The organism is Kosmotoga olearia TBF 19.5.1, from assembly GCF_000023325.1.
In the GTDB taxonomy this organism is placed as follows: Bacteria; Thermotogota; Thermotogae; order Petrotogales; family Kosmotogaceae; genus Kosmotoga; species Kosmotoga olearia.
Genome location: NC_012785.1, coordinates 831,723 through 844,057, shown reverse-complemented (window position 1 = coordinate 844,057; position 12,335 = coordinate 831,723). Strand labels below are relative to the sequence as shown.

Annotated in this window: 12 protein-coding genes and 1 pseudogene; 10 read left to right on the top strand and 3 right to left on the bottom strand. The window is 37.7% G+C overall.

All coding sequences use genetic code 11. From position 1 onward, the window contains the following. The first annotated feature begins 112 nt into the window (after nt 1-112). The 5 genes from KOLE_RS04000 (at nt 113) to KOLE_RS03980 (ending at nt 3,481) form a co-directional block, all read left to right on the top strand. A complete protein-coding gene (locus KOLE_RS04000) occupies nt 113-304 on the top strand; it encodes a hypothetical protein (RefSeq protein ID WP_015868169.1) in 192 nt (63 codons plus the stop codon). Between the two features lie 17 nt (nt 305-321). Continuing rightward, nucleotides 322-1,242, top strand: coding sequence for an ABC transporter ATP-binding protein (locus KOLE_RS03995; protein ID WP_015868168.1), 921 nt, complete (start codon nt 322-324; stop codon nt 1,240-1,242). Next, on the top strand, nt 1,239-1,874 hold the full coding sequence (locus tag KOLE_RS03990) for a hypothetical protein (protein ID WP_015868167.1): 636 nt from the start codon (nt 1,239-1,241) through the stop codon (nt 1,872-1,874). Before KOLE_RS03995 ends, KOLE_RS03990 begins: the two co-directional genes overlap by 4 nt. Nucleotides 1,875-1,976: 102 nt before the next feature. Further along, on the top strand, nt 1,977-2,228 hold the full coding sequence (locus KOLE_RS03985; protein ID WP_015868165.1) for a hypothetical protein: 252 nt from the start codon (nt 1,977-1,979) through the stop codon (nt 2,226-2,228). Further along, nucleotides 2,225-3,481 (top strand): MFS transporter, encoded by a 1,257-nt coding sequence (locus KOLE_RS03980; protein WP_015868164.1) that lies wholly within the window; start codon nt 2,225-2,227, stop codon nt 3,479-3,481. The genes KOLE_RS03985 and KOLE_RS03980 overlap by 4 nt, the downstream gene beginning before the upstream one ends. 165 nt (nt 3,482-3,646) lie before the next feature. Here KOLE_RS03980 and KOLE_RS03975 read toward each other — a convergent pair whose 3' ends face one another. Then, entirely contained in the window at nt 3,647-5,191 is a 1,545-nt protein-coding gene (locus KOLE_RS03975; RefSeq protein WP_237697539.1) for a helix-turn-helix domain-containing protein, read from the bottom strand. 348 nt (nt 5,192-5,539) lie between these two features. Here KOLE_RS03975 and KOLE_RS03970 point away from each other — a divergent pair, with 348 nt between their 5' ends. After that, entirely contained in the window at nt 5,540-6,826 is a 1,287-nt protein-coding gene (locus KOLE_RS03970) for an MFS transporter (protein ID WP_015868162.1), read from the top strand. Between the two features lie 5 nt (nt 6,827-6,831). Here KOLE_RS03970 and KOLE_RS11565 read toward each other — a convergent pair whose 3' ends face one another. Both KOLE_RS11565 and KOLE_RS03965 read right to left on the bottom strand, forming a co-directional pair. Continuing rightward, on the bottom strand, nt 6,832-6,993 hold the full coding sequence (locus KOLE_RS11565; protein WP_158303004.1) for a hypothetical protein: 162 nt from the start codon (nt 6,991-6,993) through the stop codon (nt 6,832-6,834). 20 nt (nt 6,994-7,013) lie between these two features. Then, a complete protein-coding gene (locus tag KOLE_RS03965; protein ID WP_148207986.1) occupies nt 7,014-8,480 on the bottom strand; it encodes a helix-turn-helix domain-containing protein in 1,467 nt (488 codons plus the stop codon). Between the two features lie 148 nt (nt 8,481-8,628). Here KOLE_RS03965 and KOLE_RS03955 point away from each other — a divergent pair. From KOLE_RS03955 to KOLE_RS03950, 4 genes and pseudogenes are all read left to right on the top strand, one after another. Next, nucleotides 8,629-9,749, top strand: a protein-coding gene (locus KOLE_RS03955; protein ID WP_148207985.1) for an IS3 family transposase whose coding sequence is annotated in 2 segments (ribosomal slippage) — nt 8,629-8,881 and nt 8,881-9,749 — 1,122 coding nt in all. Because the reading frame shifts where the segments join, the coding sequence is not laid out codon by codon here. 277 nt (nt 9,750-10,026) lie between these two features. Beyond that, complete coding sequence (locus KOLE_RS11805; RefSeq protein WP_272940770.1) at nt 10,027-10,155, top strand: hypothetical protein; 129 nt, start codon at nt 10,027-10,029, stop codon at nt 10,153-10,155. Nucleotides 10,156-10,265: 110 nt separating this feature from the next. Then, nucleotides 10,266-10,454: pseudogene (locus KOLE_RS11460) on the top strand (transposase); the annotation flags it as partial. A gap of 664 nt (nt 10,455-11,118) precedes the next feature. Further along, nucleotides 11,119-12,036 (top strand): NosD domain-containing protein, encoded by a 918-nt coding sequence (locus KOLE_RS03950; RefSeq protein WP_015868157.1) that lies wholly within the window; start codon nt 11,119-11,121, stop codon nt 12,034-12,036. Nucleotides 12,037-12,335: the final 299 nt, after the last annotated feature.

The window sequence follows — 12,335 nt, the reverse complement described above, 5'->3', positions numbered from 1 at the left end:
ATCGTTACTTATTTTAAGTTTAGATTTACTGCTTGTTATGCAGCTGAGCAAAGATCGTTAAATGAACACAAGCAAAACATTGTTTGTCCACATAATATGGGAGGTGATTTGAATGAGTAAATTGCAGTTATTCGGGATAATAGGTAACGTGATACTTTTGGGCGCAATTGTTATGATATACAAAGCAAAATCGTTACCAGAAAAGCGCCGAAAGACTTTGCAAAGAATAGCTTTAACTATTGTGGGGATTTTGGGAGTTGTAGGGCTTATTTTAATAATGTTGACCAAAGCCGGGCAGTTATAAAAAAGAGGCGATACACTGTGAATTCGCATGTTGTTGAATTTCAAAATGCTTGCAAAATCTATCCAAACGGTACGGAGGCACTCAAAAACATAACCTTCAAAATAGAAAGAGGAGAGATCGTAGGGTTAATAGGGCCTAATGGTGCGGGAAAAACAACCGCCGTGAAATCGCTCCTTGGCCTGCTAAAGCTCTCATCTGGAAGAGTCAAATTATGGGGGCAAGATAGTTATTCGTTGCCTATGGAATTCAAGAAGAAGACAGGTTTTCTCCTCGATGATAGAGGGCTATATGAGAATATGACAGTAGAAAAAAACATGATATTTTGGGCAAAAGTATATGCTGTGGATACGCGAAAGGTAAAAGGAATATTGGAAAGATGGGATTTGTGGATCAAACGAAAAGATCTTGTAAAGGAGCTTTCCAGAGGCTTGAAGCAAAAATTAGCCATAGCGAAGGTAGCTATCCATGACCCGCTTTTCATCGTAATGGATGAACCCACGTCGAACCTTGACCCTGTTGTAAGAAGACAGGTAGTAGACCTATTAAAAGGTTTCGCAGGAACAGATAAAACCATTATCATTACTTCACATGATCTATACGACATTGAAAGAGTATGCACAAGGATAATAATGATTAGAAAAGGGAAAATCATAGCCGACGGTTCCATGGAAGAATTAAAAAAACAATTAGGAGTTAGGGAATGTGTGAAAATAATTGTATCTACGAATGTAAGCGATGTTCTTAAAAAGAAACTATTTAAAAATTATCCCATTGAAAAAATAAGGGATAAAGAAATCCTTGTGCCAGGAGATCATTTCGATACAAAAAAATTAGTCAAGTTCCTTGTAGAGAATGATGTTGGTGTCGAACGAGTGGAATCTGAGAAGGTGACCTTGGAAGATATCTATATAAAAATTGTGAAAGAGGATGAAGAATGATGAGAGCAATTATGTGGAAAGAAATACGATGCTTTTCTCGCGAAAAGGTAAAATTGATAGTCATAATCCTAACTTCGGCATTTATTACCTTCGTAAACCCATTTCTGCCAGGTAGAAATGGAACGTACTCAGTAATATCTCCTTTGGTGCCAATGCTTTTGTGCGCATGCTTATTTTCTCCAATAAGTTTCAATACAGAAAGATACAGCCGAACTCTTGGGAGTTTGTTAGCAGCACCGTTATCTGTTAAAGATATTCTTCTCGGAAAGTGTTTTGCGATCTTTTTGTTTTCTTATCCTATATCGTTACTTATGGGAATTCCAACTATGATTCTATTAAGAGGTGACCTCATAAAATTCTTGTTGATGCTTTTTATCGTAACCCCAATATCTGGATTTGTGCTTATAGAGCTATTTTGCATAGCTTTCGTTATAGTAAAAAACCCCTTGCTTCTCCAGTACCTCGAAATGTTTGTGACTATAGGAATAGTTATAAGCATGATGAATAATCCAGCAAACATTTCTACAAGTACCATAATCATTTTCACCTTATCTGGAATAGCCCTTGCATTTTTGCTGTATATTCTTATGGGAAAAATAAATAAGGAAAAAATGATGAGAATTCTCTTATGAAAACTCTTCCAATGAAAAACGCAAGTTTTAGCGATGAAATAAGGCACTTGCTGTACTGGAAACTGGAAAAGGATAACGTATCAGGAATCCAGGGAGATAGTGGTGAATAAAACTCGCTATATACTCATAGGAATCCTTTTACTCATTTCCACTTTCACAATAGCCGAAAAGCTTTTTACTCCCGAACAGTTGAGGGAGGATTTAGATTTTCTCGTTTCCAAAATCGTTGAAGAGTATTACAACCCCTGGCTCAAGGTAGATAAAGATGTATTCTGGAATCTTGTCGAAGAGAAAAGAGCTCAATTAAGCCAAAATTTAGCATGGTGGGGATCCTACAATGGTGATAAAAAATGAAGAATAATCTCAAGAGAAATATCATTCTTTACTTCACAGGAAGAGGGGTTTCTACTTTTGGGGATGAGCTTCACAAGATCGCCCTGGCATGGTTAATGTTGGAACTGACTGGGAAAGCTTCCGGGTTGGGAAGTGTGATGGGGATTCAGGAATTTTCTTTAGGAATTTTTGGTCTTGTAGCAGGAATAATAGTAGATAAATTCTCAAGGAAAAGAATAATAGTTGTCAGCGATTTGATCCAGGGACTGGTCGTCTTCTTCTTACTCTTTATTCCTGCCTACTTGGGCAGGATTGGCACATTAAATATCTACTTGATAGCCTTTTTCTATCCCTTTTTACTTCAGCTTTTCTTCCTTGCAAGCATTGCTTTTATTCCAGAGATTGTCCCGAAAGAGCATTTATTTTCATTCAACGCTTTTAAGACATCTTTCTTTACTTCCATAGCCTTTATAGGATCAGGGGTTGCTGGTTTATTTATCAAGATGTTTGGTTATAGCACCTGTTTCTTTATAGATTCAATGACATCGATTTTCGCGGCGATCTGTGGAGCCATGATTGTTGTAAAGGGTAGAAGCGATACCAAGAAGCATTACGAAAAAGATAAAGAGAATTTCAAATCATATCTCAGCATGCTAAAAGAAGGATTTGCTGAGTTTAGGAAGAATAGAGCTTTTTTTGCCGTTACGCTTCTGAGTACAATTGGTGATTTTTTAATTCCTTTTTTCCTTTGGATACCGGTGGCGATAAGGAAATGGAATGGAGATGCTTTTACTTATGGAATTACTCAATCAATTATGGCAGTTGGAATGATTATAGGAGGTATTGCAGCAAATACACTCTTAAAGAAGTTCCTGCGGAAATTTAATAATGTTCAAATTAATCTGGGAGCTAAATTTATAATAGGTTTGATCTTTCTAACTACCACTATCTTCTTTAACATTTATAGTTTAATGGTAATGATGTTTCTATTTGGTCTTGTAACTTCGATAAGCAAAGCAAGTGTGCAAACCTATCTTCAAGAGACAATTGAACAGGGAAAAATGGGTAGAGTTACGAGTGTGATTTCTGCAACACAGACGATCTCTGCTCCATTATCCCTCTTTTTGGGTGGAGTTCTTCTAGATATTTTTTCTCCTCGTAGTATGCTCGCCTTTTACGGGGTTATATTCGTTATTCAAATGATAGTGGGATTTAGGATACGTGCAATTCGAGAATACTGTAAACAAAAATCTTTAGAAGGAAGTGAGTCATAATCTCAGCTTATGCATTTCGAGTTAACAGAATAAAGGGGTCTGTTAGGAATTCTTGGGTGAAATTCTATGTCTAATCTGGAGTTCGGAGTTTACACAAAAAAGTTATACACCCGCATACTAACCGGTAGTTAAACACCGAAGACACCGTAAAGCATAAAAAACACCTCAAACAAACTTCAACAGTCTATTAGCCAGCTTTTTCCTTTCCTTCTTCTTATCCAGCGCCCAGTAAGCGAGGGCGGTCTGGGTTTTCTTTAGCCTGTATTTCTGGGTGAAGGGATAAAGTTCTGCGGGAGGTTTGAGTCTCAGGCCCCAGTTCCTGTCGTAGCGAACGTAGTTTCTCATGAAGGTATCTATTACCCCTCTGTCTTCATCTCCGAGTTGAAGATACTTATGGATGAACTCTTTTCTTTTTCTCGCAGGTAAGGCCTTCAGGAATTTCCAAATAAGGTCTCTCCTGCCTTCAAGAAACGGATGAAGCTCGAAGAGTTGAGCCACGAATTTCTTCATTTCATAACGATTTTCCGTAAATTCTCTAAACCTTCGAAGGTCTTCTTTACAAAGTTCCAGTGCACGGGAAAGCGTTCCCTTCCTGCTTAGATAAGGATAATCTTTCCTTTTGTTCAAAAGAGCGGTGTATGTTGAGAGGATTAATATTTCACGTTCGGATGGTTTGAGTTTTTCCAGTTCTGTTATCGCATTTTCAAAGCCTTTATCTATCTGAAGTTTTATCCATTCGTTCACGATCGGATAAGGATCGTTGAGTGGATCAACCTCGATTCCCAATCCTGTGATTATCTTCCTTAAAGTTTTACCCCTGACGGTTTGGGTTTTGCCGTTAATGAGTTTGCTGAGGTTATCCCAGGCAATTCCAGTGTTCCTACTAACAGCTAAAAGGTTGTTCATGCGATTCTTCAAGTAATCCCTTATGAGTTCATTGTTTGCGTATTTTGATCTTCTAGGATTGAAAACTGGGCTTTTCTTTTTCAATATGGTTGAGGTACTACTATTTCTGAAGCCGACAAACCGCTGTATTTCAGCGGTTTTATATAATGAAATAACGTGATTTTCAAATTGGATAGTTGCGAGGGTATCGAGCACATAAGGAGCGGCAGCTAGGTCTTCATCGTAGTAGCCAGAATAGTAGGAGGCCTTTTCTGCTAATTTCAAGGCACGTTCTTTCGTATCTAACTTCAAGTACCAGGAAAAATCGTTGAGGACGTTTATAAGTCCCTGCGGATCTTCGAGTTTTTTCGCCAGTTCATAAGTCTTTTCGAAGAGTTTTAACGCATTTTCTTTATTGTTGTCAAGAGCCTCTTTTCTTGCTTTTCCAAGGAAGAGCATTATCGTTGCAGTGTTCTCCTGCTCGTATCTTTCGCTCCACACTCTGAAGGCTTTGAGTTCTCTTTCGGTATGATAGATACTGTGATAGTTGATTAAGGCCCAGACGACTTCTGGTCTCACTCTTACCGGTATTCTGCCGAATTCTCTTCTAAGCCTGTTGTAAAGCTTATCGTTCTGTCCGGTTGATACGAGTAGTTTGAGAGAAAGTAGTAGATAAAAGAGACTACGGTTTTTCATATTACTCTTCAAGCCTCTTTCAATCTGAGACTTTGCTTTGCTGAAGTCTCCTTCACAGTAGTACTTAATGGCTCTGGAATAATGCTTCCATTCACTGGAAGGTTTGTTATCTATTAGCATATTTATCATTGGTCTCGAGTAAAAAACACCAAAGGCATGGTTGAGTAATTCAGGAACTTTACGGTTTATACGATTCCCTCCCTATAAATATCATCACTTCCATTTTCTATTCTAGTGTTAAGTATCAAAAAATCAAAAAGGATAATTGTTTATTATAATGTCTATTTGTACTCCGCTTCAAATAAGACTTACGAAATACTAAAGACTTGAAAATCATATATGCACAAGTAATATTTTAACTGACTAAACCCGAAAAACATTTTCCAGAGACCAAGAAAAACTCTTTTGAAAATTGGTTAAATGAATTTCTAGATTTTAACCAAAAGAAATAAGCAAAAATTCCGGGGGTGACAAAAAATGTCTAGCTTGCAAACGAACTTTAGGCTTTATTATTTTGGAAGGTTAGTATCACTTCTTGGGAGTGGTATACAATCTCTTGCTCTGTCGCTTTACATATTGGATATCACAGGTTCTGGCGCTGCTATGGGTACTTTCTTGCTTATAAATATGCTACCACGAATTGTCTTTGCTCCTTTAGCCGGGGTGTTCGGGGATAGACTAAACAGAAAATGGCTAATGGTATACCTCGATTTGTTCCGTGGTATTATCATCTTTCTTATGGCTTTTCTTGCCTTTAAGGAATCCATGGGAATTATTCTTATTTATGGCTTTCAACTGATTATTTCCACTATGGATATCTTCTTCGATCCTGTTACAAGAGCTATACTGCCAGATATAGTCCCAGAAAATAACCTTACATCTGCAAACTCAATAGTTAATGCAACCGATAGCTTTAGTTACATTGTTGGTCCAATTCTTGGAGGCATTCTATATCCCCTTGGAATATGGCTCGTTTTTGCATTAAATGCCACGACCTTCGTTATATCCGGCATTAGCGAGATATTCATAAGTTATGAACAGACAACAGTAAAAAAGAAAATAACCGTCAGACAAATTTGGGAAGACTTGAAAGATGGTGTCAATGCTTTCAAAAAACTAGCAGGAGTACTTCGAATAATGATTTTCATAATGCTTACCAACTTTCTTATGGGACCAGTGATAATGCTTGTGATTCCATATTTTGCTAGGGAAATCGTTGGATTCAATAGCTATCAATATGGAATTTTGAATGCTTCATGGCTCATCGGTATTACTGCGGGAAACATACTTCTTGTAATCATTGCTAAGAACAAAAGTATAAAAAGATTGTTCTTAACCGGTTTGTTTTTCCAATTAGTTCTTTTCTACACTTTCGGCACTCTTACTTTTCCACGGATGATAAGCTTCTTTGGAGGACCAAGTTGGATATACCTTATATTTATAGCAGGATTTTTCGTTGCCATGGGCTTCTTCAATGCTTTCATCAATACACCTGTTGGAGTATATTTCCAATTGGCAACCCCAACAGAACTTAGGACCCGTGTACTATCGGCAATCTCCCTTATCGCACAGATAAGCATGCCAATCGGTATGGCTGTTTACGGATTAATTGTAGATAAATATCCTGTACATTTAGTTATTTTTGGTTCACTTATTTTAACGACTCTTATCACACTGGTCTATCTCTTCACAAAAACTTTCGACTTTCTTGAAAGCAAACCAAAAACCGAAAATTCAATTGTTGAATCATCAGAAACAGTTTGAGGATTTCAAATAAATCTCAAAAGTCTATTAATCAGCTTTTCCCTTTCCTTCTTCTTATCCAGCGCCCAGTAAGCAAGGGCAGTCTGGGTTTTCTTTAGCCTGTATTTCTGGGTGAAGGGATAAAGTTCTGCGGGACGATTTCTCACATTTCTGATCGATGTTGACAAAAGAAAATTTCCGGTTGGTATTATATGATTTCCAAAATCCTTTCCAGCTTTCTTCGTATCCTTCCATCTTCTTCACACCAATAGGCAATAAAACATGGTTGTATCTTCAATCTGTACCTCTTTGCAAATGATCTTACTCTCTCAGGTCCATCTATCCTCACCCCGAACCTTATGCCATCATACCTGCCGTAGTTTCGAAAAAATCTGTCCAGTAGTCTCCTATCATGCTCATCAAGTTCTATATATCCATGAATAAAGTCTTCCTTTTTCTTCTTTTTCATTCTATCTATTGCTTTTCTTACTACCGCCTTCCTTCCTTCTATGTACGGGTGCGCTCTCATCATGTCTATCATAAATTCCATAGTTTCGTATCTTTTGAACATATATCTCTCAAATTTTCCAATTTCACCAAGCATCTCATATGCTTCTTTGAACTTGTCTTTCCTCGATAAATAAAACTTATCCCTTTTAATCTGAGCCATGTATGTGGATATGAATAAAGTCTGTCTTTCTGAAAGCGGTAGTTGTCTCAAACTTTCTATCGCTTCTTCAAACCGTTTCTCAATATCTATCTTCACTAATTCGTTGTATATAGGATATGGTGTTTTGAAAACATCAAAATTTCTCGATCCTCGTATTATTTTTCTTATTGTCTCTCCTTTTATGTTTCTTACTTCCCCGCTTATTATTTTTGTTAATACTTTCCTGTCTATCCCTGTCTTTCTTGAAATGTCCGACATACTATTTCCGATAGATCCTATCCATCTCCGAAGCCTTCTCGTGTTCCTGTACATTGAAATGCCCAGAGTTATGTCTTTCCATATCTGTATCTTTTTCATGTAACTTCCATTCAAGTCTCTCATCTTCAACATAAGCATTGTTATAATGAAAGCTCCGAAATTATCATGAGAGAGTATTTGCAGTTCCAACAAAGTGTCAAATATATTCGCAGACGCTTCTTCCCATTCTTTATACCATCCCATCCAATACACACTTTGCCGGGACATTTTCAATGCCCAGTAAGGATGATCTTTCTTCAAATACCATGCTGCGTTATTTAATGCTGAAATCATCTGTGAGGGATTTGGCAATCTCCTGGCAGTTTTGTACACATTTAGCAATAATCTCACGCTTTTGTTTATATCTCCTGTACGATAAAGCTTCCTAGCAAAAGCAATTTGTACTGCACACCATGTGGCAAGATCATTTTCGTATAACTTTCCCCATATCCTTATCTTTTCAACCCCACAACTGCGAATTGTATGGTTGAGAATAGTGCTAATGATTAATTTACGCGCAATAGGTGGAATTCTGTGCAAGCCCTTTTTTAGCTTGACTATCATTTTATCTGTTTGCTTTGCTCCAGTTTTGCTTAATAAAGATAGCTTCAGTGCGTACAGAAGATATTCGGCCCTCGTTGAATCGGCGGTTTTCAACCCTTTTTCTATTTCATAAAGTGCTCGATCGTATTCATTCCTCCAGCTCAAAAGTCTTGCTTTTAGATAAAAGCATTCAGGTCCAGTGAAAAATTGGAGGAAATTTACCACAAAAGGTTTTGAATATTTATACTGCTCCCCTGAAGAATTGGACAGGAAAAAAGTAGAGAGATAAAATAAAGGCAAGGGGGTGCAGATAATGGCAAAGAAACTCTCGACAGAAGAAAAGATGGCAATAATTCTGGAAGGGCTTCGTCGAGAAAAGAGCGTTTCTCAAATCTGCAGAGAACATGGAATTTCACAAGCTCAGTATTACAAATGGCGTGACAGGTTTCTCGAAGGAGCCAAAGAAGGCTTGGAAAACGGGAAGAAATCCAGGGTAAAGCAGCTCGAAGAAAAAGTAGAAGAACTCGAGAAGGTAATAGGGAAACAGACCATCGTCATTGAGACATTAAAAAAAACAGTAGTACATCCAGGCAACGGGAAATAGTGGCACTGCTTGTTAATGAGGGATTCAGCGTTTCAGAAGCGCTGAGGTATTTGAAAATCAACCGGAGCACGTATTACTACAAGCCTAGGGAATACAGTCGAAGAACAGATGATGAAAAAATACTCAAGGAAATAGAAGAACTCAAAAGAGAGCATCCTTACTGGGGATATCGTCGAATCTGGGCGATGTTGAGGAAAAAAGGCAATAAGCTCAACCAAAAGAGGGTATACCGAATAATGAAAGAAAATGGATTACTCTTCAAAGTTGAGCACAAAAAAGCTTGTAGAACCATTCAAAAGAAAATAAAGCCCACCAGGCCCAGAGAGGTGCTTGGGATCGACATGACAAAAGTATTCACAAGAGATGCTGGTTGGGCATATTACATAGCAGTGATAGATTGGTACACAAGAGAAATCCTTGGATCGGAAATAAGTCTCAGGTGTAGAGCAGAAGAATGGTTAAAAGCGTTGGACAGAGCCTTAAATGAGGGATATCCCGAAGGTGTGCGGGGCGAAGGAGTAATACTGGTGAGCGACAACGGCAGCCAACCAACGAGCACGAAGTTCCTGAAAGAATGTACTGTACTTGGGATAAAACAGATATTCACGAGCTACAACAATCCCAAAGGTAATGCCAACACGGAAAGGTATTTCAGAACATACAAAGAAGAAGTTGCATGGGTATTGGACAATCCGAGTTACGAAGAGCTAATCGAAAAGACGAAAGCTTTTGAAAAGTTTTATAACGAAGAATATCCCCATAGTGCTTTAGGATACAAAAGCCCAAAAGAGATATTCGAAGAATCCATGAGTCTACACAAAATTGCTTGATTTTTTGTCCAGTTTTTCGGGGAGCATTACATATTGTCCGTGCTTGAAAAGTAAATCTAAGATCTCATAGAGCTTTTTATTCAAATTGATCACCCAACATACAGATAAATACATGGATTGCACCAAGTAATTGAGGTGTTATAACTAAAAAAAACATGAAATATACAAATCATATAAATTTTACCATACCAAAATTTGCAACAGAAGCGGGATACAGAATGCATGAAATTTGACTTTCAAATGTACGGTGCTATGTTGGGAATAAAGGGGTGAGATAGTGAGAAAAGTGATGATAATGCTGCTGGTGATTTTTATGTTTGTAACGCTTATTTTTGCGGGAGAAGATGATTACAATGAGCAGACAGAGGTCACAAGACCACCTGTTGTTCAGACAATTGATGGATAGGATTGTGCTGAATTAACACAACCTATGGTTAAGCTGTGTGGTGGGGAAAGAAACCAGAGGTGTCTAAGGAAAAAAGAAGTATCTCATCTAGCATAAGAACTATTTAAAGCATGCAAAAAATTATTTCTCAAATCTGCAGAGATCAAGGAATTTAACAAGCTCAGTATTACAGATGGCGTGACAGGTTTATCGAGAGAGCCAAAGAAGGCTTGGAAAACGGAAAGAAATCCAGGGTAAAACAGCTCGAGGAAAAAGTTGAAGAACTCAGCAGCAGTCAAGACACACAGATAGTTTCTGTATTATTACCTGATCGATAGTTGGAAATATATGAGCCGGATTTTTATATCTCTTGTTGTGTTAGAGGTAAAGCAAGATTGCGATGTCTAAATACAGAGTTGTAGTCTTTTTTGGGATACAAGGATGTTTTTACAGCACTTTCTTGACATAGCAAGATTTTTGATTTTTATATCCTAAAAACAAATAGTTTTTCCCATATTTGGGGGTCGAAGGAACATGTACTTAGGAAATAAAGAAACAAAAGGAGGGATTCGCATGTTAAAAAGGATGGTTTTTGTTCTTCTAATTATGGTTTCAACAGTATTGTTTTCTGTAGAAAGTATAATACCACTTCGAGTTGAATGTGATGACAGTATAACTGAACCCCGCACTGAATGTTGGTGTACGGAAGTACGACCTGCATACACTGATTGGACCTGTTACGCTCAATGTGTAGCAGGATGTGCAACTTGTGGAACAAATGCTGTTTGTTATGCAGCATGTACTGCGTATTGTCTCGCACAGTGCACCTATCCTGAAACCTGTGTTGGTGAATATGAATGTGTAACGATTTATCCATGTAGTTGGTATTCACTTCTCGATACTCCTTATGAGACATGCTGTCGCCGTGAAGTAGGCCTGAATTTGAAGCAAAGCTTTTTAATGTGAATTATGGGGGGGACAGGTATGTCATTAAGAAAATCATTAATGCTTTTCACAGTTTTACTGGTTCTTTCAACACTTTTGATTGCAGATGAGATGGGAAGAACGATAACAGTCAATCCAGAAGGTGACATAAATTCACTTCAAAAAGCTATTGATATCGCTCAAAATGGTGACATTATTAAAGTCATGCCAGGTGTTTATAATACAAAAGCTGTCATAAACAAATCCCTTGAGATAGTTGGTGAGAAAGGAAAAGTTTATTTTGAACCAGTTGATTCGGAAATCCCCATGATCGTTGTTATTGGTTCTGATGAACTAAAATTTGAGGGGATAAAATTCAGAGGGGATGGAAGGCTTTTTCAAATTATAATGAGCAACGTGAGCTTCAGAAATTGTAAGTTTGAGACCTCCGGCACCGCTATATTATTTTCTGGTGGATCGCTTTCGATATCTACCTCGGTATTCAATGGTGTTAGGGAAAAAATCCAAGGAGGTTTCACATACCGTGGAACAGCAATGCTTGTATCAGCAGCTAATAACATAGAATTCACCAACAACCTGGTAAAACACATGGGAACAGGTCTTCTTGTAAGCAACGTAGATACGCTATACAGTCAGAACAACAAATTTTCTGAAAATGTAATTGGTGCAAAATTTATTGATGTCTCAGAACTAGATTTATCGAAGAATATTTTCTATCGCAACCATGTTGCAGTAATACTATCTGGAAAAGGCAATTGTTCCCTGGAAAGCAATATTTTTTCTAAATCCACAAAATGGGATTTGAGCCTTTCCACAGAAGAATGCAAGCTATGTTCAAAATGTGTCGAAAAACCTTTCGATGGATCAGTGTATGGAAAAGAAAACATCTCCGATAATCACATTTTTTGTCCACAGGATTCTGTTGAAATATTGAAGCTATTTGTTAGAAAGGATTGATGAATTTCCTTCGGCTCCCAAATATGGAACAAAAACTATTTACTGCTCCCCTGAAGAATTGGACATATAAGTAGAGAGATAAAGTAAAGGCAAGGGGGTACAGATAAAGGCAAAGAAAACCTCGATGGAAGAAAAGACGGCTTGGAAAACGTAAAGAAATCCAGGGTAAAACAGCTCGAGGAAAAACTCGAAGAACTCAGCAGTCAACGCTCACAGATAGTTTCTGTATTATTACCGATCAACAGTTGGAAATGTTTGGAAAAATTTTTTATATCTCCTGATACGTTAGAGGTGGATTT

Bases quoted from the DNA above. Each gene is read 5' to 3' on its own strand.
- KOLE_RS03970 (WP_015868162.1), top strand. From the start codon at position 5,540: ATGTCTAGCTTGCAAACGAACTTTAGGCTTTATTATTTTGGAAGGTTA.
- KOLE_RS03980 (WP_015868164.1), top strand. From the start codon at position 2,225: ATGAAGAATAATCTCAAGAGAAATATCATTCTTTACTTCACAGGAAGA.
- KOLE_RS03975 (WP_237697539.1), bottom strand. From the start codon at position 5,191: ATGATAAATATGCTAATAGATAACAAACCTTCCAGTGAATGGAAGCAT.
- KOLE_RS03950 (WP_015868157.1), top strand. From the start codon at position 11,119: ATGTCATTAAGAAAATCATTAATGCTTTTCACAGTTTTACTGGTTCTT.
- KOLE_RS03990 (WP_015868167.1), top strand. From the start codon at position 1,239: ATGATGAGAGCAATTATGTGGAAAGAAATACGATGCTTTTCTCGCGAA.
- KOLE_RS04000 (WP_015868169.1), top strand. From the start codon at position 113: ATGAGTAAATTGCAGTTATTCGGGATAATAGGTAACGTGATACTTTTG.